General features: G+C 53.5%; 16 protein-coding genes, 1 tRNA gene and 2 other RNA genes. 1 reads left to right on the top strand and 18 read right to left on the bottom strand.

Annotation, left to right across the window (positions count from 1 at the left end; translation table 11 throughout):
* Nucleotides 1-327: 327 nt before the first annotated feature.
* Nucleotides 328-1,200, top strand: coding sequence for an alpha/beta hydrolase (locus tag NYE92_RS15290; RefSeq protein ID WP_014607005.1), 873 nt, complete (start codon nt 328-330; stop codon nt 1,198-1,200).
* A gap of 4 nt (nt 1,201-1,204) precedes the next feature.
* Here the strand turns inward: NYE92_RS15290 and NYE92_RS15285 are convergent, their stop codons facing one another.
* From NYE92_RS15285 to NYE92_RS15200, 18 genes are all read right to left on the bottom strand, one after another.
* Nucleotides 1,205-2,713, bottom strand: coding sequence for a pitrilysin family protein (locus NYE92_RS15285; protein ID WP_013024042.1), 1,509 nt, complete (start codon nt 2,711-2,713; stop codon nt 1,205-1,207).
* 245 nt (nt 2,714-2,958) lie between these two features.
* The gene (locus NYE92_RS15280) at nt 2,959-4,248 is read right to left on the bottom strand and encodes a dicarboxylate/amino acid:cation symporter (RefSeq protein ID WP_170934936.1); all 1,290 of its coding nucleotides are present in this window, start codon (nt 4,246-4,248) and stop codon (nt 2,959-2,961) included.
* Nucleotides 4,249-4,466: 218 nt separating this feature from the next.
* A complete protein-coding gene (hmsP, locus tag NYE92_RS15275) occupies nt 4,467-6,476 on the bottom strand; it encodes a biofilm formation regulator HmsP (protein ID WP_029570837.1) in 2,010 nt (669 codons plus the stop codon).
* A 205-nt stretch (nt 6,477-6,681) separates the two neighbouring features.
* Nucleotides 6,682-7,686: a glycosyl hydrolase family 8 gene (locus NYE92_RS15270; protein WP_014607007.1), complete on the bottom strand. Its 1,005-nt coding sequence runs from the start codon at nt 7,684-7,686 to the stop codon at nt 6,682-6,684.
* Nucleotides 7,687-7,695: 9 nt separating this feature from the next.
* On the bottom strand, nt 7,696-8,142 hold the full coding sequence (gene bcsD / locus NYE92_RS15265) for a cellulose biosynthesis protein BcsD (RefSeq protein ID WP_013024038.1): 447 nt from the start codon (nt 8,140-8,142) through the stop codon (nt 7,696-7,698).
* Nucleotides 8,142-11,948, bottom strand: coding sequence for a cellulose biosynthesis protein BcsC (locus tag NYE92_RS15260; RefSeq protein WP_014607008.1), 3,807 nt, complete (start codon nt 11,946-11,948; stop codon nt 8,142-8,144). The genes bcsD and NYE92_RS15260 overlap by 1 nt, the downstream gene beginning before the upstream one ends.
* A gap of 11 nt (nt 11,949-11,959) precedes the next feature.
* Nucleotides 11,960-14,803, bottom strand: a complete 2,844-nt coding sequence (gene bcsB / locus NYE92_RS15255; protein ID WP_029569326.1) for a cellulose biosynthesis cyclic di-GMP-binding regulatory protein BcsB — start codon at nt 14,801-14,803, stop codon at nt 11,960-11,962.
* A complete protein-coding gene (gene bcsA / locus NYE92_RS15250) occupies nt 14,800-16,905 on the bottom strand; it encodes a UDP-forming cellulose synthase catalytic subunit (protein ID WP_052651533.1) in 2,106 nt (701 codons plus the stop codon). Before bcsA ends, bcsB begins: the two co-directional genes overlap by 4 nt.
* A 54-nt stretch (nt 16,906-16,959) precedes the next feature.
* Entirely contained in the window at nt 16,960-17,763 is an 804-nt protein-coding gene (gene bcsQ, locus NYE92_RS15245) for a cellulose biosynthesis protein BcsQ (RefSeq protein WP_013024034.1), read from the bottom strand.
* A complete protein-coding gene (bcsO, locus tag NYE92_RS15240) occupies nt 17,754-18,341 on the bottom strand; it encodes a cellulose biosynthesis protein BcsO (RefSeq protein WP_013024033.1) in 588 nt (195 codons plus the stop codon). Before bcsO ends, bcsQ begins: the two co-directional genes overlap by 10 nt.
* 839 nt (nt 18,342-19,180) lie before the next feature.
* Nucleotides 19,181-20,209 (bottom strand): dipeptide ABC transporter ATP-binding subunit DppF, encoded by a 1,029-nt coding sequence (gene dppF / locus NYE92_RS15235; protein WP_014607012.1) that lies wholly within the window; start codon nt 20,207-20,209, stop codon nt 19,181-19,183.
* On the bottom strand, nt 20,199-21,185 hold the full coding sequence (gene dppD, locus NYE92_RS15230) for a dipeptide ABC transporter ATP-binding protein (RefSeq protein WP_013024031.1): 987 nt from the start codon (nt 21,183-21,185) through the stop codon (nt 20,199-20,201). The genes dppF and dppD overlap by 11 nt, the downstream gene beginning before the upstream one ends.
* Before the next feature lie 12 nt (nt 21,186-21,197).
* Nucleotides 21,198-22,100, bottom strand: coding sequence for a dipeptide ABC transporter permease DppC (dppC, locus tag NYE92_RS15225; RefSeq protein WP_013024030.1), 903 nt, complete (start codon nt 22,098-22,100; stop codon nt 21,198-21,200).
* 9 nt (nt 22,101-22,109) lie between these two features.
* Entirely contained in the window at nt 22,110-23,129 is a 1,020-nt protein-coding gene (gene dppB / locus NYE92_RS15220; protein ID WP_014607013.1) for a dipeptide ABC transporter permease DppB, read from the bottom strand.
* Nucleotides 23,130-23,332: 203 nt separating this feature from the next.
* Entirely contained in the window at nt 23,333-24,943 is a 1,611-nt protein-coding gene (gene dppA / locus NYE92_RS15215) for a dipeptide ABC transporter periplasmic-binding protein DppA (protein ID WP_014594987.1), read from the bottom strand.
* 881 nt (nt 24,944-25,824) lie between these two features.
* Nucleotides 25,825-25,952: non-coding RNA, RtT sRNA (locus tag NYE92_RS15210), on the bottom strand.
* 33 nt (nt 25,953-25,985) lie between these two features.
* Nucleotides 25,986-26,117: non-coding RNA, RtT sRNA (locus NYE92_RS15205), on the bottom strand.
* Nucleotides 26,118-26,150: 33 nt separating this feature from the next.
* A tRNA-Pro gene (locus NYE92_RS15200) sits at nt 26,151-26,227 on the bottom strand.
* Nucleotides 26,228-26,310 lie beyond the last annotated feature (83 nt).

Here is a 26,310-nt window from a genome sequence, read left to right as displayed (position 1 = left end):
AAAAACACGATAAATATGTCCTCCGTTTCCGTCAGGGCAAAAGGAAAATCCATTCATTTCACTTAAGTCAGCCAACCCGTTTTCTTCCTGCTCTATCCTGCCCTCCTCCGTTAATGCTGGCTAATCTTAATTTATTTTTATTCCTTTAAAATTATCGGCTTAGCACCATATTCAGCATGCCAGGCATAGTCTGAATCTCGGCATTTTAGCGGTTTTGAGTTGGACGATTAGGCCAAAACAGGCCATCTTTTAAACAGCGACAGCAGGATGCTGTTTTCACGGCCGCGAACAAAACAACGACAACATCTCTCGCATCAGGACACAGCTATGAATACTGAAATCATTAATATCTGGCCTAATGGTGATGCGCCCGGTGCCAGCGATTCTCGCGCTCAGCCACAAATCGTCGATACGGCAAAAGAGTACGAACCCTACGATCGCGTGGCAACCGGCGTTCGCTGCCCGGAAATGGCTATCTGGCATCCTGTGGAATCCAACGGGATTACGCTCCTGGTCGCGCCCGGCGGTGGCTACCATCGCATCATGATTGACCGTGAAGGCAGCGCGCTGGCAACCTTTTTCACCTCTATGGGTTACACCCTGGCCGTCATGACCTATCGCCTGCCCTATGACGGACATCATGAAGGACCAGATGCTCCACTCGCCGATGCGCAGCGAGCCGTGCGCGTCCTGCGTGAGCGGGCGCAGCGTGGGCTGAACGGCAAATACATTGTTATGATGGGTTTTTCGGCTGGCGGCCACGTTGCCGCAAGTCTCGGCACGCGGTTTGCGGAGAAGATTTATCCCGTTCAGGACAACGCAGAGAATTTTTCGCCTCGTCCGGACGCTATGGTGCTGGTTTATCCTGTGATCAGTATGCGTGATGGCCTGGCCCATGAAGGCTCGCGCACCCGTTTATTAGGCGCATGGCCTGACCAGAAAGCGATTGATGCCTATTCACTCGAAACCCGGGTGCACAACCAGGTGCCGCCGACCTTGCTGATTCATGCCGCCGATGATGATGCCGTCCCGGTGAATAACAGCATGGTGTTTTTCAGCGCATTACGGGAACACAATGTTCCCGTCGAAGTGCATTTTTACCAGAAAGGCGGGCACGGTTTTGGCATCCGTGGCGTCGCGGATTTGCCCCTCGCCAGTTGGCCAATGTTAGTGACCGAATGGCTCAGGGCAAAAACCTGATGGATCAGGAGGTCGGTGGCGCTGCATCACCGGCAGCGTTACTGTCCGGCTGGCTGACGTCCCCGCCGGCCGCCGGTGCAGATGCTGTCGCAGGCAACGTCATCAGCTTATCCCAGCCCGTTTTAAGGCTCTTAACGTTGGTTTCTGATTCACCTTCCGGTTGAATCAGTACCATCATTAACTCCTGACTAAGTTGCTGCCGCAACTCCTGATTGAGCTGATCGCGCGTCAGGCCGGAGAGAAAATCCTGCCGCAGCTTTTGATACTGCTCCGGTGCAATATCTACCACTGAATTGCGCTGAGAGCGTAAACGCTGGCTAATCAGCACGTCAGTATCTGTGCGCGCGTAGGTTGTGAACAGCTTATTCAGCTCCAGAAGTTTTTGGGCCATCAGGGCATCAAACTCTTCCTGTGGCAAACCGTTATCGCGCACGGCAGCCAGCTCGCGGGCAACCAGGTTCATATTCTGTTCCAGGCTGTCATTGCGCGTATCCATATTAATGGAACACTGCGCGCGCTGGTAAAGCACCCGACAGTCAAATCCCACCTGCACACCCTGAACTTTTTTATTGCTCATCGCGCGCTGCACGTGCCAGAACAGCGCTTCGCGCGCCAGATCGCTACGCCAGTAACGCTGCAAGTTCTGTGAGTCCCGGATGGGCTGCCACGGCGTATCCCAGACAAGGGACAGGCGATCCTGCGCTAACGTGCCGCTGACCAGATTAACCGGATCGTGCGGTAAAGGAGACAAGGTGGGCATGGATGCAGGGGCGCTGCGCTTGCCTTCCAGCGGTGAAAACGCTTTGTTGATTTGTTCAGAAAGGTTGCGGCTGTCGACATTGCCGACGACATAAAGTGTCATGGCATCTGGCGTATACCACTGCTGGTAGAAACTTTTCAGCTGCGCGACGTCAACGGGGGCACGCGGTTTCTCAGCCGGATCGTGCGCTAGCAACGCCGACCCTTTCAGCCGATAGCGCCACCAGACATCCTGAGTATCCGCAGGCCAGGTTCTTACCGGATCGGAAGCGGACAGGGCTGTATCGACAACCTGATTGGTAATCGCCATATCACCCGCCGTGGCCGCCAGCCAGTTCAGGGCTTCTTTCAGTAACTCAGGGCGGTTATTGGGCAGGCTTAAATTGTATTGCGTGTAATCATACGATGAAATAACCGGCGGCAGAGGCCGCTGTGGATCGATACTCTGCTGCCATAATGCGCGCTGCTGATTCGTATCCAGGGCGGTATTGTGTACCAGCGCCAGGCGTGACAAAAGGTGGCTGAAACCAGTTTGCTGGGCGCTTTCCACCAGTGAACCGGTATTAACCACCATGCGTAACTCAATGCGATCGCTTGGCCGTTGCGGTGTTGCCAACAGTTGCCAGTTAAATCCGTTGTCCAGTCTTCCCTGTTGCCAGGCTGGATCAGGTTGCAGCGTTTCTGCCGGCGCACCGTAACTGGTCGCTGCCAGTACTAATCCACCAACCAAAAGCCGAATTCTGGTGCCCTGCATGTGAACCCCTACTCAAACAATTCAAAAATCGTTATCACTGGCGCGTTTAGCCGCGTTTATAAGCAAACCGGACATGGCCGATTCGCGCTGCCGATCATTAACAACAGGTTTGACCACAGGAAGACCGGGATGTCACGCAACGAAGTGAAAAACGTTGAAAAAAACAAGTGGGGTTTATTATCCAAATGCCCGCTGTCAGGGCAAGTGACAGCGGGCATTTGAGAGGATTAAATCACATTCAAAGGTTAAATCGCAGATTCTGAGGGATTTTCTGCCTTATTTTTGCCCGCCAGCGTGTCACCCAGCTGTTTTTTATCCAGCTGATCAACCCATTTTGCCACCACCACCGTGGCGACGCCGTTACCGACTAGATTGGTCAGCGCACGCGCTTCAGACATAAAGCGGTCAATACCTAAAATCAGCGCCAGGCCAGCAACCGGTAAATGTCCTACTGCTGAAAGCGTTGCCGCCAGCACAATAAACCCACTGCCCGTTACCCCGGCTGCGCCCTTGGAAGACAGCAGTAGCACGACCAGCAGCGTAATTTGATGGAAGATATCCATGTGGGCATTGGTGGCCTGGGCGATAAAGACAGCCGCCATCGTCAGGTAGATTGAGGTTCCGTCCAGGTTAAAGGAATATCCTGTTGGAATCACCAACCCCACCACTGACTTCTTACAGCCCAGCCGTTCCATCTTATCCAGCATACGTGGCAGTGCAGATTCCGATGAAGAGGTGCCCAGTACAATCAGCAGCTCTTCTTTGATGTAGGCAATGAATTTAAAGATGCTGAAGCCACCGAAGACGCGAGCGATGAGTCCCAGCACCACCACCACAAACAGAATACAGGTGATATAGAAGCAGATAATCAGCTGTCCAAGCTGGACCAGTGAACCTACGCCATATTTACCGATGGTAAAGGCCATGGCACCAAATGCCCCGATAGGCGCAAGGCGCATGATCATATTGATGATGCCAAAAATCACTTTGGAGAAGCTTTCGATCACGTTGAAAATTAACGTGCCCGTGTTGCCCAGACGATGCAGCGCAAAACCGAACAGGACGGCAAACAACAGGACCTGCAAAATGTTACCGCTGGCAAAAGCACCAATCACGCTGCCCGGAATCACATCCAGTAGGAAGGCAACGATGCCTTGCTGCTCGGCCTGCTGGGCATAAATGGCCACGGCTTTCGCATCCAGCGTCGCGGGATCAACGTTCATGCCCACACCAGGCTGTACAACGTTAACCACGATCAGACCGATAATCAGCGCAATAGTACTGACGATTTCAAAATAGAGCAGCGCAACCGCACCCGTGCGGCCGACGGCTTTCATGCTTTCCATCCCGGCGATACCGGTCACCACCGTACAGAAAATCACAGGCGCGATGATCATTTTGATCAATTTAACGAAGCCATCCCCTAACGGCTTCATTTGGGTACCTAAATCTGGATAGAAATGGCCCATAAGTACGCCGATAGCAATGGCGACCAGAACCTGGAAATAAAGGCTTTTAAATAGTTTCATAAACAGGTATCCACTAACGAATAGGGTAATGTTGTCGGATTTTTTATTGTGACTGGCTGGCGAGGCAGGCCGGGCCAGACAGTGGACAGAAAATAACACTCTGTTTACGTGATTAATACAGGGCTGCAAAGTCAGGGGAAATGATACAAGCGTAATTCTGAACTGAAACGCTTCAGCAAGGGGTTTTGTAACTAAAATTCTTGCAAAATCAAGGGATCAGAGGGTTAATCCTCCGGTTGAGGTGAAGGAACCCATTGTGCATTGAACTGCGCCAGCGGCAGGGCTTCAGAGTAGAGATAACCCTGACCAATCGTGATACCACGCGCAAGCAGCCAGTCACGCTGCTCACAGGTTTCCACCCCTTCAGCAATCACATCCAGATCGATAATATCCGCAATGGCCGCAACGATGCGCACCATGGTGTCATCTTCAGGTAAGGCGGCCACAAAGCTGCGGTCCATTTTAAGCTTATTGACTGGCAATGACTTAAACTGGTGCAGATAGTTCAGGTTGGAATAGCCCATCCCAAAGTCATCAAGCGCGACGGCAACACCGGTTTTTTGCAACATTCTCAGCAGAGAAATAGCCTGCTCGGCATCGCCAATCTGCGCGGTTTCGGTAATCTCCAGCACCAGAGAACCGGGCGCAATGCGATGCCGCTCAAGCAGAGCGTGCAGATGGCTGACGATGCTGGCATCGCGTAACTGTACGGCAGAAATATTGATACTCAGCGGCACCGTTACGCCGTGACGCTGCCAGCCCGCCAGAATGCGACAGGCTTCCTCAACGACCCAACGGCCAATGGCGGAAATCACCCCGATCTCTTCAGCACTGGCAATGAATTCTTCGGGTAAGCCATAGCTGCCGTCGGCCTGACGCATGCGTAACAGCGCTTCCGCACCGGCTAACCTGCCGGTCTGCATATCGATTTGAGGCTGCAGATAAAGGGCAAACTGTTCGTCGTGCAGGCCTTGTAAAATATCATGTTCCTGGGTCAAGCGTTTTTGCGCACGCTCGGTTAACGCGGCATCAAAAAACAGGATCTGATTTTTGCCCTGACGGCGTGCTGACATCATGGCCGAGGTCGCTCTGTCCAGCATCTCACCGGCGCCCATCGACTCGCCCTCTTCACCTAATGCCAGGCCGATGCTGGCGTTAGGCCGTAGCTGCAATTGATGCAGATTGACGGGCTGGTTTAGGCGAATCATCAGATTACGGGCCAGACGCAGGGCGCGAAACGGGTTATTGGCCGACTTCATCAACAGAACGAAATCGCTGGTTGTGGTCTGCGCTAAGACAGTGTGGTCATCAATGGTGCTGCGAATTTTCTCGACCAGCGTCAACATCAGCGTATCGCGCTGCTCGTCGCTTAATACGCCATTGGCTTCCTGCAGCGTTTCAATGCGAATGACCATCAAACTAAAAGGCTGTCTCCGGGAAGAGATAAACTGGTCCAACAGTGCTAAAAACAATGCCCGGTTAGGCAGATCGGTAACGGCAAAGTGCGTCGTTAACCGGCTCATCTCATCGTGGATGGACTCCAGCACGTGTTGATTGCGGTTATAACTGCGAATCAACATACCAATTTCATCGTCGCGATGATCGGCAGGCAGGGTGAGTTTGTGCGTCAGGATTGACTGGGGCGGTAACTCCTGGATCTCACGCGAAATTCGCCGCAGTGGATGCACCACTAACCGGTTGATGCACCAGCTGATCGAGACCGACAGTATCAACGCCAGCAGTAGGTAGGTGATGATCATCGTCGAGAGCGTGCTCAGGATAAACTGATAAACACGCGTTGAATTGGCCTGTAACACCAGATAGGCCAGCGGCTTAGGTAAGCCAGTATGTTCCACCGAATAGAGCGGTAGCGTGATTTGCACCGGCAGCTCAAACAGACGGGCCACCAGCCTGGGAATCGGCTTTTCGTTTTCAAAATTCGCGTGGAGCGCCTGAAAAGCATTGGGCAACACTACATCCGCGCGCGATAAGATGCCTGCCGGCTTAAGAGAGTGAAGAATGCGTTCGGCCTGGGGAATATCGGCTTTCAGGACGGCTTCAGACAGCGGCTGACGCACGGTATGCGCGATATTCTCCATTTGCTGGGCGTAGTCGATCCTGCGCTGCTGCACAAAATGGAACAGTTGAATAACGATAAAAATGCTGATGGTGACCGTCGCAATCAGAGAAACGGTTGCCATCTGTTTTATCGTCAGTGATCGGCTTACGCGCAAAAATTTTACTCCCGGCTCGCTAAGAGCGTAGATATCCGTCTGGAAAAGCGCGTCAAGTATATCCTATTGCAGCGTTATTTTGTGGCTTAAGGGGGCGGAAGCAGACGATTCAGAAAGGAGGAAGTAACAAAAAGAGAGTTGCCTCAGCAGCATCCCCTCAATGTGGAACCGTGAAGGAATGCTGCCGTCTGTGTTCAGGCCACGATCAACGCTTTTCCTGATAAGCCATCCAGGTCAGTAACTGCAGGCTGGCAGAAAAGTAGTTCTGCTCAGGAGACAGTTTATCACTCAGGTAGCCTGTTTCGTTGAGCACCAAATCACGTACCGCCAGCAAGCCGCCTTCCAGATGGTAAGGCGCCGCCGTATTGGCCAGCACATCAAACCAGGCCGGCGTATTCATACGACCATAGCCCTGCCAGAGTCGCTGGAAAGGCCCCAGCGCCAGGCTTTGCGGATCGTACCACCAGATATTCAGCGGCACGCGGATGGCATCGTAACTAAAGCGATTTGAATAACCCACCGCGGGCGCGACGGAGCCGTCGGCGTTCAGCGCGACCCAGTCAAGCGGCAGATCGCTGTTGCCAAAATGCATCTTACCCAGCAGCGCCATCCCGCCATCAATCAGCTTGTTCCAGACCTGCAAATGGCTGCGCTGGCCGAACTCCTGCCAGGCGACAAACAGGAAATAAGAGGGATTCAAAACCACATAGCTGTTCTTATTGAATCCCTGCGCGCCCGGCATCATTACGGTGTAGCCACCGAAGTTCGTCACATCGAGTTTGACTATCGCTCGCTGAATGCGATCCGATTCCTGCTGATAATCGCTTGCATTCCATTTTTGCGCTGCCCGTTGCAACGCCCATGCAATCAGCACATCGCCATCGGACGCGTTATTTTTATCCGCGACAGGATCCTGTGCATCAGGAATGTAGCGCCAGTAGAACAGATCGTTTTGCGGATTGCGCAGGTTCGTGCGCGTCCACTTCCAGAGTTTATCGAAGGTCGCGCGATCGTTATAAGCAACCGCCAGCAACATGCCGTAACCCTGGCCTTCAGTGTGACTGACATTATTATTTGCCGTATCAATAATGCGTCCGTCTGACTGAAGAAAGCGGCTTTTATAGGTATCCCAACCACTTGCCATCGCCTGGGTGCTGAAAAACATCATAAACAAGACCAGAATACCGGACCACACTGGCTTAACTCTCATCAGAGCACCTTATTGATATCGAAAATGCATGGTATGACCATCGTTCAGCTCCAGCACAACCGGTACGGTTTTACTGCCGCCCTGGCCCTGAAGCCAGCCAGAAAACATCCCCGCCAGGATGGCGCTCAATGCCGCCTGCCAGTGAGCGACCGACTGTGTGCTGTCGCCGACAGGCAGAGCATGATGCTTAATCAACAGGGCGTTTTCCTGCGGCTGTAACTGCACAAATCCCCAACTGAACCGGGCCAGCTGCAGGTTCACTTCTCGTTCGAAATCCTGCACCGTACGCGATTCAGGTAAAGGATAGCGTGTCGCCAGCGATTCGCCCATGCTGTGCAGAAACGCCTCCGCCTGCTCCTGGCCTGCGTTGGCGATCATTCCTTCGACCATAACGCTGACCAGATCAAACCAGCCAGGCTGATACGGGTGGGTCATCCCGCTAAATGCTTCACTCATTACTTCTCTCCGAATAAATAACGGAAATAGAGCTGCGCCGTGCTCTCGTTATAGTCACCAAAGGTGTCATAACCCAGCTGTCCGCCAATCGTGACATCTTTATCAATTTTGTAATCCGCGCCCGCATGCAGGTTATAACCTACACCGTTTTTACTGTTGCCGTCATAGAAGGCGCTTTTCACATTGCCATTGGCAGCCAGCTGCTCCAGCTGCGCCTGACGGCCCGCATCGCCCGGGAAATAAGCACTTTTATCCTGACTGTAGCTCTGGTAACCCACTGCGCCGCCAATGTTAACTTTAAGATCGTCAAACGTGCGTGAGAAGTCGACTGGGAAAGAAATCGACGCATAGTCCTGAGGGCTGAAATAACCGCCCTGACCATAGCTAAAGTAGCTGAGGTTTTTCGAGAAATTCATCCAGGACAGGCTCATGCCGACCTTTAGTTCACGATCGTCAGCATAGAAAGGACGGACATAAACACCCGCATTGGCTTGCAGGTTATTGTTACTGGCCACGTTATTCCCCACGTAGCTGTAAGCGCCTGCCCCGACAAATAATCCGGCATCGCCGTTGTCATAACTCAGAAGCGCATTGCCGCCGTTTTTGGTGACATTACCCCAACGTTTGCCGCTGGATTTGTCTTCCGCGCCAACGTAAGACAGCAGGCTGTCGGTAATAGCCCGGCGCTCACCGGTCAGAATCAGCGTCAGGAAATCCGTGAGTTTCGGCGACCATTGCACCCCTCCCACCAGCGTATTGAGATCCTGGCCCAGTGGCGTGCTGCCCAGATCGACTTTATAGCTGTCGCCCTGAAGGGCAAGATTCAGCTCCACACCGGATGCGCTTTGCGAATCAGTTGTGGCAGTCGGGACATCGTCAACTTTGGCAAGACCGGCCGCGACCACTTTGCCCTGCTCCAGCGCATTCGTGCCAAAGCGACGCCAGGCATCGCCTGCACCGCTACCCGCCGTGAGTGAAACGGGTGTCATGGTAAAGTTGAAACGCGCATCGCCAAACGGCACGGTAGAGAAGGTCAGCGGTGCTTTGGCTTCCGTTAACTGACTCAACCCTGACTCACCGTCACGCCCGCGCACCTGCACGGTGCCCTGCGCCCAGGTGCCGGTCTTTTCCTGCAACCTCTCCATCATGGCGTCAACATCGTGCAGCGTCTGAGCTTGCTGAGAGGAAACCGTGTTGGCACTGGCCAGGGTGCCCTCCTGCGCGCCCTCTGCGGATACCGGCGCAACCTGCCACGGCAGCACGGTGCCATAGCTGGACGGCGAGCGCCCCACGGGCGAGGTACTGCGATTGATAAAGGGATTGTCGGCCAGGGCCAGTCCGCCAATGGTCGGCGTGGCACCCGGCTGTGCGCCTTGCAAACCAATAATCTGACCGCGCGCCGAGCGTAGATAGCGCATGGCCTGCATGTGATCGCCATTGGCCTCGGCGACCTGCGCCAGGAGCAACTGACGCTGTGGCGTCTGGCTCGACGTCAGTCCTTTTGCCAGTTCATTGGCACGCTGCACGTTATTTTGTGCCAGCGCGACATTGATTGCGCCAACGCGCGCATCCTGGGATGGCGTATCCTGGGTCATCAAATAGTCGTAGACGACGCCCGCGTCTTTATTCATTTTGCCGTCCTGATACAGACGGGCCATGGCGAACATCAAATCACGGTTCTGCGGATCGCGCTGCAGTGCACCAATCAGCTTATCGTAGGCAGCTGCATACTGCTTCTGCTGTCGCAGCCGATCAACGTCGTTAATCAGGTAACCTTCACGTATCTCTGCCAGCTGCTTTGGTGTACTGCGTGTCTGCAGTTCGGGCAGGCTAAGAAAACGTTGTGCCTCATTGTCCAGCCCGGCCTGATTCAATACGGCTATCTGAGCGGCATAATCTCCGGCATTCCCCTGAACACCGCGCTGCATATTTCCGCGAACCACCGCCACCGCACTGTTGATATCGCCGGCCTTGGCCAGCTTTTGTGCCAGGTTCCCGGCATCAACAGGATTATCAGGCGGATTCACCGCCAGCGCTTTCAGCGTGTTTGCCGCTGCGGCATTCGATCCTTGCGCCAGATACTGGTCGGCCGTGGCCATTTGCAAATTGAAATTCACACGCTGCGCCAGTTCCCGCATATCACGGTTCTGCTCGCGGGCAGGGATACCCGCCAACAGGGAACTTGCCTGCTGCCAGGCTCCACTTTCACTGGCGTTGATAGCGCCCGCATAGCGTTCCGTGGTGCTGGCACCACTCCGCATCACCGGCTGCATGACGCCTGCCGCCAGCAGGGTATTCCCTTGCTGGCGATAAAGGCGGGCGAGGTCGAGGCGTAACCAGCCATCCTGCGGATAACGCTGGATACCTTGCTGCAGGGTGGCAATCGCGGCATTGATATTGCCTGCCGCGACCTGACGTTTCGCCTGCTGGCGAATCGGATCAACGCTGCTGCCTCGCGGCGCCACACTTTGCCTGACGCTTTCCGGCAATGAGGCCAGTAACGTATTGGCTTCAGCGCTGCGGTTCTGCTGACGCAGCACGTAGAACAATCCTTCGCGTGCGCTCCGGTTATCGGGATCGGTTTTCAGAATCGCGCGGTAAGCCTGCTCTGCCTGATCGGGCTGATTACTGCGGCGCAAAATATCGGCACGGAATAAGCCGGCCGCAACGCCCTTCTCACCTTCTGCATGCGTCAGCGGTTCGCTCAGCGCCAGTGCCTGCGCGCTGTCGCCATTTTTAAAGGCCTGCTGGGCGCTGGCTAACTGCGCATAAAAACGCGCATCAGCAGCCTGCTTCTGGCGATCGGCGCTTTGATCGCCACCCAGTTGCGCCGCGCGCTGCAGATAATCCGCAGCGTCCTGATAACGGCCTTCTCGTTGCGCGACGTATCCCATCCCGGCCAGCGCATCCGCATCCTGCGGGTTAGCCTGTAACACTTTGCCGAAATTGCTTTCCGCCGTGTTCACGTCGCCGCTGTTGAGCGCGCTAAATCCCGCGCCTTTTTCGGCTCCGCCCACGTTCTTGCGGTAATAGTCCATTACCGCATTATCCTGGGGATGTCGCTGCTGCCAGGTCTGGTAAAGCGAGGCATCCGATGCCTGTGGACCCAGCCACAACAGCGCCTGACGAAGAGAACGATCGGCATCCTGATTGCCACTTGCCAGCGTACTCAGCAAGTCAATGCCTTCACGTCGGGTCGAGTCCTGATAAGTCAGCGCCTTGCCCAACGCCAGTTTGGCCCCCGTATCCTGAGGATGCTGGGCTGAAAACTCGCGCAACGCTTCAATCGCCTGTGGCAGCAGCGTGCGATCGCCGGCCATGGTCAGATAATATTCGGCAGCCACGCTGGCGGGCGGTTCGTTGCCGCTAAAGGTATTGCGCCAGGTCTGCAAGGCCGCCGCAATATTTCCGCTTCTGGCCTGCTGACGGGCCAGCGAGAGTTGCGCCTGGGGAATCGTCTGCAACTGACGGGCATTATCCAGTTCAGCAAGGTGCGGATCGTCAGGTGAAACCTGACTGAGACGCGTGCGATACTGCATCGCTCCTGCGTTGTCACCGCTTTGTTGCGAATAGAGCGCCAGCAGATAAAGCGCCTGAGTATTGTTCGGCTCAACCATGAGCACTTTTTGCAGTGACGCTTTCGCCAGGTCGTCATGAGCCTTTTGATGCCAGTAGGCCGCCTGATCAAAGAGCGCCTGCAAGGCCGGGTTGCTGCTCTCCGCCGCCTGCAATGGCAAAGACAGCGAGAGCGCCCCGCCCAGTAACAACGCACGACAGATACCGGCACTGATTTGGTTTTTATTCATTATGATGACCCTTACTTCTTACCGGCATCGCGATTGTGTTTTGACTGTAGACGCCGCGACGCATGTCGTTTCAGCATCACCCACGCGGCACTCCCCACGATGGCGGAGAACAGCAGTGCAGCCAGCGCCATTAATACCGAATGCTGATTCGCGTACCACACCACCATCATGTACCACGGCATCTCGCCGCTGGGGAACTGTGGCCCCACCCGGAAACTCCGGATACCGTTCTCATCGGTGATAATCGCCGTATCACCGCGTACCGCCGCGTTGATGCGGGCCGAGCCTAAATCACCGTGCAGGCGCAGCAGTTGATCGTCGCTGGTCGCCACTGCCATGACCACCAGACGATCCGGATTCCACATTGAGCGGTAGCTCAGAAACCCACGCCAGGACTCATTTGAAGAGAAGTAGCGATCGGCATCCAGCGGCTGGCGATACCAGTCGCCCACCAGCCAGCTACGTAATTTTTCGAGCGCAGACGGCTCTTTAACCCCTAACGCACTGCCGTTGGCCTCGTACGGGGAGTTCGCCAGCATCGCCTGGTTAAACGCACTGTTGCCCGTCGTGCTCACTGCCAGTATGTCACTTTGCTGAACGCGAGCCAGGTTATTGCCGCCGACTGGCAGACCAAACAGAACCTGATTTTGTGCCAGCGCCACGCCGGTGGCATTTCCTGCCTTGGCAGACAGGTTTAACAGTGTTGAGATCTCCGCATCGCTTGGATTTTCAGGCAACAGCAGCGTAGTCTGCGAAAAGTCAGCCAGCCGGGAAAACGGGAAAGAGGCACCCACAAAATAGGAGAGATTGGGCAGCATACTGAAATGCCGCGTGTGGCTGAGATCAATCCAGGAATCGTCTTCGATTCGACTTTTGATATTGTTGTTCAGCAAAACGCCGCAGGGCGCATCGGCTTTAGGCTTGATGTTAAAATAAAGCGCCAACTGGTTGTCGCCATAAATCAAATAGGGATCAAGGTTAATCTGGTAATGTTCCTGACGCGCATCTCCCCCTAAGCGATGCCAGGCGCTTTCAAGTAAGCCCACTTTATTCACCGTCAGATTGCGCAAAAACGTGCCGTTCAACGTGACGTTAAGTAGCGAGTTTTTTTCGTCAATCCAGTTTTCAGACGGGAAACGGTAGTGCAAATAGAGTGGGACCGTATCGCCATCCCAGAGGAACAGGTCGGGTGCAGCGCGGAAATTCACCCGCATCGCATCGTGCCAGATGCCGGTCGCCGTCAGGCTTTGATCTTTGCGCAGCAGTTCACTCAGTCGCACGGGATGCGTCGTATTGATCCAGTGCGGCGCATCGTAAGGACTGCGCAGGACTATGGACTGCGGTTTGACCTGCATGCTGTTGCTATCGGTCGCCAGTGGCTGGGTGGTCAGACGATAAGCGGCCTGACGCAGCTGACTTTCATCTTCGCCACTGACCAGCAGGAGTTTATAAACCGGATTACCCGGATTATCGACCATCTGCAGGGATGGACCACGACTGGCTGGGAAGGTTAGCGTACCGATCCTGTCACCAGGATGACCAAACAGGATGCCGTTTTTTTCCGGCAGATTACCGCGCACGACAGGAAAATGGATGCCACGATAATCACTCTGAATACCCAACCAGGAGGCCACCAGCACCGCCGCGGTCACCGTATCCGGCGTGACATTGTCGGCAAAGCTAAACGTCACGTCAGCCGCAGTCATACGCTGAGGATCGATAAATGGACGCGGGAAATTACGCAGGCTGGTGCCAATATTTAACTGCTGGCCTTCAAGGCTCAGCATCGTTTTAGGCAGAATAGTGACCTGGTACTGCTCTGCGCTGTCTTTTTCACACAGCAGCTTGTCCGCGTCGTTAATTTTGAAACTCAAATTGTTACTGGACACAATCATCGCTGCCGGAATATCCAGCTGATAATCGCTTTCATCGCTGTCACCCGACCCCAGCGGCAGCGTGCCAAGCGGCTGTCCGTTTAACATCAGCTGCAATGAGGTATTGCGCGCGGCGAGCGCCTGGGAAACGCGCAGGGACAGGTTGAGACGCGCGTTGGTGACCACCTCGTCGCCCGGTAGGGTAAAAATGATGCCTGACTGCAGTTGTCCGCCGGTCAGCGTAATGCCCTGACGCTGTCCCATCTGTGCCACATTTAGCGTGCTGCTCACCGGCTGGTTAAGCATGCTGCTGACCATTGAGGTTGTGTCGACGGAGGAAGCGGCCTGGCCTGGTCTGTAGGGCGTTTCTCCTGCGGCGGCCTCCAGGCCCGTTTCCGCATTACCGAGGCCGGCTGGCGGTGGCACGCTGGATAACGCGCTGCTGTCCTGAGTGACGGGCGAAGCGCTGCCGGCAGGCTGTGCATCCGCCGTTGCGGGAACCTTTTCTCCGATCTGTGTGGCCGAATCGGCAACGGCGTCACCCTTAACGGGCGTCGTCGGGCTGGCAGATACCGTACTGTTATCAGGCGCGCCAGTCGCAACACTCGATGTCGAGCGGTTATCCGCCGCACTGCTGTCCGCAGGCGTGATCTGGCTGCTAAGCGCGGGGTCGCTGCCCGGGGCCGCGCTGTTATTCGGTGCCGCATTGTTAACCGACGCAGCGCTGTTATTCGGTGCTGCATTGTTAACCGACGCAGCACTGTTATTTGGTACCGCACTGTCGCTCGGAGCCGCGCTGTTATTCGGTACTGCACTGTCGGTCGGAGCCGCACTGTTATTCGGTACCGCACTGCTGTTTGGTGCCGCACTGCTGTTTGGCATAACACTGTTGGCTGCAAGGGGCGTTTCAGCCGAGGCCGGAATGACCCACAGCACCGCCGAGAGAGAACCGGCCAGCATCGACTGTATCAAGATCCTCATACTGCGCTGTCCTCTTTCGTCGCAACGTCTGGGCCGCTCTTACGCTTCTCACGACGATCTCGCCAGGTCAGCCAGAACAGTTCAAAAACCGTTCGAATGATGGTGCCCAGAGAGGTTAACGGATTGTCCTGCTTATATTCAGGCTGGATCCACGCATCGGCACGCGCCAGTACCACGCGCACCAGTTCGCGGCGACGTGCCAACGGCATGGCACCAAAGCTCAGACGAATACTTTCTTCATCGCCCGATATTTTGGTCGCCGGGATAGTAATGGTGCCTGATTTCAGTATCAGATCGATCTCTTCAATCGTATCGTGCTCATGACGATTATCTGGCGCATCCAGATTCGCGCCGCCCATCGACAGATCGCTGGTCATCGTGCGGGATGAGATGCCGCTGGCATAGTGGATAATGGCCGGAATCTGTACCTCAATACGAATCGTTTTTCGTACCTGCTTGGTTTCGCGTGCCACGGCAATGGCTGCCATCAAAATGATTAAGCTAAAGACTGCCCACCCGACGTTGAGCGCAATCACATAGGGATCCACGCCAAAATAGTCATGCATGGTGGCGCGCACGATGCCCGCCACAATGCCGATGCTGAGCAGAAAGGCAACGATGACGTGAGGACGAACGATATGGAAATCAAAGAATCCCTGATCCAGTACGCCGCCCTTATCCGTCACGTTAAATTTTCCGTGTTTGGGTGAAAGCAACGTGAGGATAGTCGGGATGACCAGATGAAAGCACATGACCGTTTCATAGATTTCACCCCAGAAGGTGTAGCGGAAACGGCCATTCATGCGTGAGTTAACATACAAGGAGAGGACAAGATGCGGCAAAACGTAGGCGAAAATCAGCGACGCCGACGAATGGATGATATTCAGATTAAACAGCAGATAGGCAAGCGGCGCGGTCAGGAAGACCACGCGCGGCAGACCAAACTGGAAATGCAACATGGCATTCAGGTAGCACAACCGCTGTTGCCATTTTAAGCCACGGCCGAACAGCGGGTTATCCACGCGAAAAATCTGCGTCATACCACGGGCCCAGCGCGTACGTTGAATAACGTGCAGCCCGAGGCGCTCGGTCGCCAGGCCAGCAGCCAGCGGAATCGCCAGAAACGCGGATCCCCAACCCAGACGCTGCATTTTCAGCGCGGTGTGCGCATCTTCGGTGACCGTTTCTACTGCGAAGCCGCCGATCTCTTCCAGGGCTGAACGACGAATTACGGCACAGGAACCACAGAAGAAGGTCGCGTTCCAGTTGTCGTTACCCTGCTGAACCGGGCCATAGAACAGCGATCCCTCATTAGGAATACTGCGAGCGGCACTCAGGTTACGCTCAAACGGATCCGGCGAGTAAAAGTAGTGTGGCGTCTGCAACAGTGCCAGCTTAGGATCTTTCAAAAACGGCCCCACCGTTGCCTGCAGGAAAGTCCGGGTGGCGACGTGGTCACAGTCAAAGACGCAAATCAGCTCCCCTTTGGTAATCTTCATCGCGTGATTAAGATTACCCGCTTTAGCATGGCTGTTATCATCACGAGTGATATAACCCACTCCCACATCGGCAGCGAAAACGGCAAATTCTCTGCGTTTACCATCATCAAGCAGGTAAACCTTAATTTTATCGCGTGGATAGTCGATGCACTGGGCAGCCAAAACCGTGTCGCGCACCACGTCGAGGCTTTCATTATATGTCGGGATATAGACATCGACCGTTGGCCATAAGTGGGTGTCATCTGGCAAGGGTTCAATAGTACGTTTTAATGGCCATGTGGTCTGCAGGAAACCCAGGATTAAAATCAGCCAGACGTACAGCTCAGCAATATATAAGCCGATGCCAAGTATCGCTTCGATTTCAGAATTAAAATACAGGGTTTCCGTTGTTCGCCACCATATATATCGGGACGACATCAGGGCGGAAAGAATAACCATTACGACCGTTATTTTACGGCTTTTACTGACCCCCAATAAAAACACCATACCGATGCTTATCAAGCCAAAAATATACTGCTTTTGGCTATCCATTGGCGTGATAATGATCACCGCAGCAACAGGTGCAAGCACCAGCAGCAGCAGGTAAAACCCGATTTTACCCATGTTCCACCCTGAAAGAGCTGTTTTTTTAAACCTGGCCTGGCCAGGTCATTACATTTAATAGTTGCTGGTGTGAATCTGTGCCTGAACTTCGCCATTCCCTACATTGACATTCAGAATACTGGCGACGCGTTTAGCGATCAGTTCAATATCAAAGGCAGCGGCGGATGACGGGCTGAAATCATAAACAGATTGCTGTGAGGCATTCGCTTCACCCACACTTTCATCGCGATGAATCTGGCCCAAAAGATTATCGCCAAGACGTTGCTGAATAAAAGCCGTCACGTCACGATTAATATTCCGGCGATTGTCGCACTGATTCAGAACAAAATAATGTCCGTGTTTACTGTTCAGCGGCTGACCAATCAGGCGATTTTCTTCAATATGCGGTAATAACGATACTGAGGCGGTATCGGCCAACATCACGACCAGATGCATATCGGCTAAGGTCTTTATCGCTTTAAGCGCAGGGCCGGGGCCCGGCGGAAAATCCGCGACCATGACCAGACCGGGATAGTTCAGTAACGTGTCGAGGCCGCGCTTAATGAAGTGAGGATCTTTGGTCAGGTTTTCTTCAAACCGTTCGCGCTGGGATTCGGTCACGTTGCCGTAGGGCAGGACAAAAATATTTCCGCCGGTAGTCAGAATAGACTGGCTCCAGTCCGCCTGTTCCTCCGAGCGCGCAACAAAGCCGCGTCCATCGTGCAGCGGCACGCCAAAATGAAGGCGCAGGGCGTTCTGAACATCAAAATCGATTGCTAACACTTTGCTACCTGAACGGGCCAGACTCCAGGCCAGATTCGCTGCCAACGTCGTTTTCCCCACCCCACCTTTGGGCGAGCACACACAAACTAACGGCATAAGGCAATCTTCTCCAGTAGCGGTTTTAATAACGTTTCTTTTGGTAAATTTTCTGACCCACTGCTGCGCGCGCGGAAGAGCCCGCTAAAACGGCTATGATCTGTGGCAGGAACGTCAGTATTCGGCTGCGCCGTTACCTGTGGTATCCGCGTTTCTTTCTCAGTTACGGGCGAAACCCTCACCGCATCCTGTGCAACAGACTGCGCGGAGGGAGCCGGGAAGAGAGGTGAGGCAGAAGAAGGGGCAACGGGCGCCACAACGTCAACATCGGGTTCGCTATTGGTCAGGCTATCCATAATAGAATGCGAAGACACAGCAGCAGGCGGCGTGACAGGCTGAGAACGCTCCGTCACCTCAGGCATGCTGAATTCGTCACCCTGAATCGGCTGGGGCTGAGGCAGATCAATACGTTGTCCCCCACTAAAAGGCATGTGCTGGTCTTCGCTCGCCAGTTGACGAATGAGAGACCATTTGCTTTTATCCGCCGCTTCCTGCGATTGGCCTGACATATCCTGAAAGGCGATGTCGAGCGTTTTTGTCTTTTCCTTAAAACGCTGCAAGTCGTCGTAATTTTTCATAGACCCTGGCCTACAACTAAGGGGGGATTTTTCCAGGAATATATCATAATAATTTAAACACAGTGAGATAATTCTGATTACAAAACCGACGAATTCAATAAGAAAGCTTAATACTAATCACTACTCTTTAGCAAAAAATGAGTACTATTTCACATATATCCGTAAAAATTGTTGAGACCATCTTAAGTTAAATATTTTCACAGGTGATTAACATCTTAGCGATCGCTTACATCAGGATAGCCGCTGTTCCAACCCTTTGTATTTTTAGGCAAAAAAAATTTCGTTCGGTTCGGCATTTTACCGGCTGGTGTGCCTTTTCCCTGGACAGATTCCGTGTTTTCAAATTACGGCTGGTAAAGTATTACCCTGCTAATTATCGCTAATTAAAAAACCGATCGCTGTTGAAATCATTATCTTTTACGACATTTATCTCAGGGGTCGGTTTGTTTAATCCATCCACGGGGTAAAAAAATAAAGCGACTTCATCCTGCTACAGTAGAACGCTGGCACTGACAACGCCCCTGTTCATGTCGCTAATGTATCAATTAGGGTGAAGACCTCTCGTTTTCCCTCATGACCACCCGCTAATGATTGTGCCGGTGCGAAAAGGTTACGCTGATGAACAGGCTTCGGACGCGCAGCAGCAGCGCCCAGGCAGCACGTTTCGCCGGCAGGATGTGGCACGGAATCTGGAACGCACATCGCACGTTGCTGGACTTTCACAGGCGAAGGCGAATGAAAACGTTGTGTCGTTAAACAGACAGAATAACGAAATGAACGTACGGCGGTGATGGCGGAATCCCTGTGGTTAACCCCACGAGGATTCCGCCTGTCACTGATTAAGGCTGGCTGGCAGACTCGACTGATGCCGTTAGCTGGTTTTCATCCTGGTCAACCGCGAAGCAGGCTATCTGTTGGTCGCCATACTGCTTGAGTTGGGGCTGCAGCTGGACACAGGTGCCAAAACGACGCCGGCAGCGGGCATTGAATGCGCAGCCGGGCGGTGGATTCAGCGGGCTGGGGAGTTCCCCGGTCAGCTTAATACGTTCACGACGCTCATCAGGATTGAGCCGCGGCGTGGCAGAAAGTAGGGCCTGGGTGTAAGGATGACGTGGATTGGCAAAAATCGCCTCTTTGCTGCCCTTTTCCACGCAGCGCCCCAGGTACATCACCATCACGTCATCTGCGATATGCTCGACCACGGATAAATCGTGAGAAATGAACACATAGGACAGCCCCATCTCTTGCTGCAGATCCATCATCAGATTAAGCACCTGTGCCCGTACGGACACGTCCAGTGCTGAAACCGGCTCGTCAGCAATCAGCACGTCTGGCTCAAGCATCAGGCCACGGGCAATGGCAATACGCTGACGTTGGCCACCCGAAAACATATGGGGATAACGATCGTAATGCTCGGTTTTCAATCCTACCTTGGCCATCATCTCCAGCGTTTTCTCGCGACGTTCCGCTTTACTGAGTGAAGTATTGATAACCAGCGGCTCTTCCAGGATCTGGCTGACTTTTTTGCGTGGATTCAGAGAACCATACGGATTCTGAAAGACGATCTGAATCTTCTGCCGACGCAGCTTCTGGGCGTGGGGATCGTGTTTTAACAAATCCTGACCGTGCCAGTAAAGCTGTCCTTCTGTTGGCGTTTCAATCATGGTGAGTAAACGGCCCAGTGTGGATTTACCGCAGCCAGACTCTCCGACAACCGCCAGCGTTTTACCGCGCTCCAGATTAAAAGAGACGCCATCCAGCGCTTTAACCAGGCGTTCCTGACCAAACAATCCTTTCTTCACCGGATAGTGTTTTTTCAGGTCGATAGCCTGCAGCAGATACTCGTGCTTTGTATTATCAGGACTCATAAGTTGGTCTCCCGGCATCGTCCAGCGGATAGTGACATTTGGACTGACGTCCCGGAATCGTCCGCAGTTCAGGTTCTTCTTTACGGCAGCGGTCATTGGCATAAGGACAGCGCGGATTAAGCAGGCAGCCTGACGGACGATCGTATTTTCCAGGCACGACACCGGGTAACGAGGCCAGCCGTGCTTTGTCCGCCGCGAATTCCGGTAACGCCCTGAGCAGTGCCTGGGTGTAAGGATGACGCGGCGCTTTAAAGATATCCGTCGCTTTGCCACTTTCCACAACCTGCCCGGCGTACATCACAATAATGTGGTGTGCGGCTTCCGCTACCAGCGCCAGATCGTGAGTAATCAGGATCAGCGCCATGTTTTCCTGCCTTTGCAGATCCAGCAACAACTCAATGATCTGTGCCTGAATTGTGACGTCCAGCGCGGTTGTGGGTTCGTCAGCAATCAGCAGCTTTGGACGACAGGCGATAGCCATGGCGATCATCACGCGCTGGCTCATCCCGCCCGAAAGCTGATGAGGATAAACATCCAGACGCGAAGCGGGGTCGGGAATCCCCACCTGATTCAGGAGGTCAATTGCCCGCTGGCGGCGGGTGCTTTTATTACCGCCCTGATGCACCTTGATGGCTTCCATGATCTGGTAGCCCACGGTATAGCAGGGATTCAGGCTGGTCATCGGGTCCTGAAAAATCATTGCAACTTCGGCGCCCACTAACTGACGACGTTCTTTTTCAGAAATCCGCTTCAGATCGCGTTGATTGAACTCGAGTTTTTCCGCCATGACTTTGCCGGGAAAGTCGATCAATCCCATGATGGCCAGAGAACTCACGGATTTACCCGAGCCGGATTCGCCAACAATGCCCACAACCTGACCTTGCTCAACCTGGTAGCTGATGCGATCAACTGCCCGGAACGGTGCCTTATCGTCGCCGAAATGCACCGATAATTTATCTACATTTAATAATGCCATCTCGGTGCCTCTTTACTGCTTGAGTTTCGGGTCGAGGGCATCACGCAAACCATCGCCCATCAGGTTAAATGCCAGTACGGTAAGCAGAATGACTAATCCAGGGAACGTCACCACCCACCAGGCACTTTGCGCATACTGTAAGACGTCGGAGAGCATGGTGCCCCACTCCGGCGTTGGCGGCTGCGCACCCATTCCGAGAAAGCCCAACGCCGCCATATCGAGAATGGCGTTGGAAAAGCCTAATGAAGCCTGAACGATCAACGGTGCCAGACAGTTAGGTAAAATGTTGACGAACATCTGACGCAACATGCCTGCCCCCGCTACACCGGAAGCCGTCACATAGTCCCGGTTCACTTCAACCAGCACCGCTGCGCGCGTCAGACGGATATAGTGGGGAAGCGCGACAAACGTTAGCGCAATGGACGCATTAACAATCGACGGGCCAAAAATGGCGACCAGCACCAGCGCCAACAGCAGGCTGGGCAACGCCAGCATAATATCGACCAGGCGCATAATGGTGGCATCGACCGCACCGCCGATATACCCGGCCAGCAAACCAAAAATGACACCAAAAATCAGCGACAGTACGACCACCATACAGCCAACCAGCAATGACAGGCGGGCGCCATACATCAGGCGCGACAAAATATCGCGACCCACGTCGTCAGTGCCAAGGATATAGCTCCAGCTTCCGCCTTCCTGCCAGACAGGCGGATGCAGCAGGGCGTCACGGAACTGCTCCGCCGGCCCGTGCGGTGCCAGGACGTCAGCAAAGATGGCGATCAACAGCATTAACACGATATAAACCAGGCCCGTTACTGCGCCTTTATTACGTTTAAAATAGTGCCAGAATTCCTGAATCGGGGTCATCGGCTTGGGTGCAACATTTACGCTTGCGGGATCAACAACAGACATGATGCCCCCTTATTTCTTGTGGCGTATGCGCGGATTCACCACGCCATACAGCAGATCAACCAGCAGGTTGACCAGGATGATCAGAATAGCCGTCAGTAACACACCGCCCTGCACAACGGGATAGTCACGGCGTTGCAGCGCTTCGATTAACCAACGGCCAAGGCCCGGCCAGGAAAAAATGGTTTCAGTCAGGATTGCGCCTGCCAGCAGCGTACCGACCTGCAGGCCGATAACGGTGACAACCGGCAACATCGCATTACGCAGCGCGTGAATGACAATGACGCGCATACGCGTCAGGCCTTTCGCACGCGCCGTACGGATATAGTCTTCCCCCAGCACTTCCAGCATGGAAGAACGCGTCATACGTACGATGACCGCCAGCGGAATCGTACCCAGCACGATAGCGGGCAGAATCATGTGCATGACCGCATCTTTGAAGTCGCCAGGCTCACCCCAGATTAACGTATCGATCAGCATGAAACCGGTGAGCGGATGGCTGTCATCCAGGAACACGGTATCTGCAACACGTCCGGAAACGGGCGTGAGATTAAGCTGAACAGATACCAGCATAATCAGCATGATGCCCCACCAGAAAATCGGCATTGAGTATCCGGTCAGTGAAATACCCACCGCGGTATGATCAAACACCGAGCCACGTTTCACCGCAGCCATGACGCCGACCGGGATCCCTACGCATACGGCAAACATCATGGCGCAGATGCCCAGCTCAAGTGTGGCTTTAAAGCGCGGAACAAATTCGGTCCACACAGGAATGCGGCTTTTCAGTGAAATGCCTAAATCCCCATGCAGAACGCCATAGATATAGTGCAGATACTGCTTCCACAGCGGTTGATCGAGCCCCATCATCGCCATCAATTCAGCATGGCGCTCAGGGGAAATACCGCGCTCGCCTGCCATGATTAGCACCGGATCGCCCGGAATCATATGCACAAACGCGAAGGTCAATAATGTAATACCGATGAACGTTGGGATGACAAGCCCCAGACGCCGGAGTATGAACTGCAGCATAGGCGTAATTCTCAGTCGTTTTCCCCTGGCCCTGGCCAGAGATAACATTGCTCATTAACCGCACCCGGCGACAGCCGGACGCGACGCAAGAAGCGCTTCTTTAATAAAAGTAATTAGCCGGAAAAAAAGAGCAGGCAACAGGCGATCGGTGGCGATCGCCTGAGGGCCGGAAAAACCGGCCCTTACTGCAATAATCCGAAAGGTTATTCCTGAATATCGACGGTTTCGAAGTGATGTTTACCTAATGGATCAACCACATAGCCGGTGACTTTCTTACTCACAGGCTCATAAACGGTTGAGTGCGCAATGATCAGTGCAGGCGCCTGATCGTGCATCACTACCTGAGCTTGCTTGTAATATTCAATACGCTTGTTGTGATCGGATTCTGCACGGGCTGGCTGGATCAGATCTTCAAACGGCTTGTAACACCAGCGGGAGTAGTTAGAACCGTCTTTGGCCGCCGCACAGCTGAACAACGTCGCGAAGAAGTTATCTGGATCCCCATTATCACCGGTCCAGCCCATCATCACGGTTTGGTGTTCGCCCGCTTTGGCGCGTTTCAGGTACTCGCCCCACTCATAGGTCACGATTTTGGCTTTAACGCCGATTTTGGCCCAGTCAGACTGAATCATCTCAGCCATGCGGCGTGCGTTAGGGTTATAAGGACGCTGAACCGGCATCGCCCACAGGTCGATTGAGAAACCGTCAGCCATACCAGCTTCTTTCAGCAGGGCTTTAGCTTTCTCCGGATCGTAGGCGTAATCTTTAACGTCGTTGTTGTAGCCCCACATTGTCGGTGGGATCAGGTTTTTCGCTGGCTGGCCCGCGCCCTGATATACCGCATCAATGATGGCTTGTTTGTTAACCGCCATGGTCAGTGCCTGACGCACTTTCACGTTATCCAGCGGCTTCTTCTCAGTATTAAACGACAGATAACCGACGTTCAGACCAGGCTGTTCCATCAGATTAATTTTGCTGTCTTTTTTCATGCTGGCGATATCAGCCGGGTTCGGATAAGGCATGATCTGACATTCGCCTTTCTGCAACTTGGCGTAGCGCACTGAGGCATCTGGAGTGATTGAGAAAACCAGCCGATCGATTTTTGGCTTGGTTCCCCAGTAATCCGGGTTGGCTTTATACAGAATACGCGAGTCTTTCTGGTACTGCTGGAGCACAAATGGGCCCGTGCCAACCGGGTTCAGGTCAACTTTCTCTGGTGTACCGGCTTTCAGCATGTTGTCGGCATATTCTTTAGACATGATGGAAGCAAAATCCATCCCCAGGTCAGCCAGGAAAGGCGCTTCAGGACGCGTCAGCACGAAGCGTACGGTATGATCGTCCACTTTTTCGATTTTGCTGATCAGCTTTGGCATATCCATACCTTCAAAGTACTCATAGCTGCCGCCAGAGACGTTGTGGTACTTGTTGTTTTTATCTAACTGCCGCTCAAAAGAGAACACCACGTCATCAGCGTTTAACTCACGCGTAGGTTTGAAATCTTTCGTCGTCTGCCATTTCACGCCGTTGCGTAAATGGAAGGTATAGGTTTTACCATCAGCGCTGACGTCCCACTTTTCGGCCAGGCCCGGCACCAGTTCGGTCGTACCGGTTTTGAACTCAACCAGGCGATTATAGATAGGTACAGAACTGGCATCATAGGTTGTACCCGAGGTAAAGAGCTGCGGGTTAAACCCTTCCGGAGAACCTTCCGAACAATAAACCAGGGTTTTTGCCTGAACACCTGCGGCTACGGTCATGGCGACGAGGCTCAGACCGACCTTCAGCATCCTGGATTTGGCCAGGGAGTTGATCATGCTTTTGCTCCATTGTGATGTGTTGTTGTGTGCATTGCCCGACCTCTGGTTTTTTTATGCGGTTCAGGCGGTCCACCCTGCGGGTGTGATAAGAGTGAGATAGTTTGTTTGGATAATCCTGATTGATAAGCACCCATCAGAAAAATCTGTATCTGCACTGTTATTGACGCATCAATTTGTCAACAGTTGCAAAGAACGTCAATACAACGGTTACTTATTTACACAGAGTGTGAGGAATAGCAAGCAACGATAAAAAAAACCCATACAGACGCAATGCCATATAATGCACAGCGGCATGGGTTTATATGCCATGTATTCTGCTACACAGGTCATAAATGAGCAGTGATTTGCGCTAAAAAAAAACAGACATCATTTAGCGCCAAATGTTGGATATCTGAACGATTTACTGTGCGTTATGACGTTCACACAGCGAAAAATGCTGTTAACTTTGGGTTGAAAATGACCAATTTGCCATTTTGTGGCATAACCAAAACTTATCTTTTATCCCTCTGTAACCCTCTGATGAGAAGGCCTGCATAGCGATGAGACAATAAAACAGGCTGTCTGGAGCAGAAATTGATTTCAAGGAGGAATTATGGCGGTCCCGAAAAAAGTGTGACATGAGATATTCTAATAACCGAGGCGGGGCAATAGCGTCTGGCAGAGGTGTTATTTATGCCTGTGAGAAACGGCCTCCTTTTATACGAATTGCGCCGGTCAAATTGTGTGCCTGAATCGATTGCGACAGGCCCGGCTCTCCTTGGACCGTTGCGTTCGCAACGTTGTCTCGCTGACGCCCGGCGCGAACCGCCTTCGGCGGTGCTCATCCTCTTTTATTCAGGCGAAAAGAAACCTGTCTTTGCAGACAGGTTTCTTAAATATGGTCGGCGAGAGAGGATTAGGCTTACTGCGTAAGCCCCCTTCGGGCCGTTGCATTCGCAACGTTGTCTCGCTGCGCTCGGCGCAAACCGCCTTCGGCGGTGCTCATCCTCTTTCATTCAGGCGAAAAAAAACCTGTCTTTGCAGACAGGTTTCTTAAATATAGTCGGCGAGAGAGGATTACGCGCCCCTGCGGGAACGCGCCCTTCGGGCCGTTGCGTTCGCAACGTTGTCTCGCTGACGCCCGGCGCAAACCGCCTTCGGCGGTGCTCATCCTCTTTTATTCAGGCGAAAAAAAACCTGTCTTTGCAGACAGGTTTCTTAAATATGGTCGGCGAGAGAGGATTCGAACCTCCGACCCACTGGTCCCAAACCAGTTGCGCTACCAAGCTGCGCTACTCGCCGATGGGGGCGCATGTTACTGCTCCCCCCAAGAAGCGTCAACCGCTTTTTGCGCTTTCCCGCCCAATCGCCTGGAAAGCAGGCGG

The organism is Pantoea sp. B566 (assembly GCF_024793925.1).
GTDB lineage: Bacteria > Pseudomonadota > Gammaproteobacteria > Enterobacterales > Enterobacteriaceae > Pantoea > Pantoea ananatis.
Note: the sequence above shows the minus strand (reverse complement) of the source record. Positions and strands in the feature narration are given on the sequence as shown.

Bases quoted from the DNA above. Each gene is read 5' to 3' on its own strand.
- NYE92_RS15285 (WP_013024042.1), bottom strand. From the start codon at position 2,713: ATGCAGGGCACCAGAATTCGGCTTTTGGTTGGTGGATTAGTACTGGCA.
- NYE92_RS15260 (WP_014607008.1), bottom strand. From the start codon at position 11,948: ATGAATAAAAACCAAATCAGTGCCGGTATCTGTCGTGCGTTGTTACTG.
- bcsD (WP_013024038.1), bottom strand. From the start codon at position 8,142: ATGAGTGAAGCATTTAGCGGGATGACCCACCCGTATCAGCCTGGCTGG.
- dppC (WP_013024030.1), bottom strand. From the start codon at position 22,100: ATGTCTGTTGTTGATCCCGCAAGCGTAAATGTTGCACCCAAGCCGATG.
- NYE92_RS15290 (WP_014607005.1), top strand. From the start codon at position 328: ATGAATACTGAAATCATTAATATCTGGCCTAATGGTGATGCGCCCGGT.
- bcsO (WP_013024033.1), bottom strand. From the start codon at position 18,341: ATGAAAAATTACGACGACTTGCAGCGTTTTAAGGAAAAGACAAAAACG.
- NYE92_RS15270 (WP_014607007.1), bottom strand. From the start codon at position 7,686: ATGAGAGTTAAGCCAGTGTGGTCCGGTATTCTGGTCTTGTTTATGATG.
- dppF (WP_014607012.1), bottom strand. From the start codon at position 20,209: ATGAGTCCTGATAATACAAAGCACGAGTATCTGCTGCAGGCTATCGAC.
- bcsA (WP_052651533.1), bottom strand. From the start codon at position 16,905: ATGGGTAAAATCGGGTTTTACCTGCTGCTGCTGGTGCTTGCACCTGTT.
- dppA (WP_014594987.1), bottom strand. From the start codon at position 24,943: ATGATCAACTCCCTGGCCAAATCCAGGATGCTGAAGGTCGGTCTGAGC.
- dppD (WP_013024031.1), bottom strand. From the start codon at position 21,185: ATGGCATTATTAAATGTAGATAAATTATCGGTGCATTTCGGCGACGAT.
- bcsQ (WP_013024034.1), bottom strand. From the start codon at position 17,763: ATGCCGTTAGTTTGTGTGTGCTCGCCCAAAGGTGGGGTGGGGAAAACG.
- bcsB (WP_029569326.1), bottom strand. From the start codon at position 14,803: ATGAGGATCTTGATACAGTCGATGCTGGCCGGTTCTCTCTCGGCGGTG.
- dppB (WP_014607013.1), bottom strand. From the start codon at position 23,129: ATGCTGCAGTTCATACTCCGGCGTCTGGGGCTTGTCATCCCAACGTTC.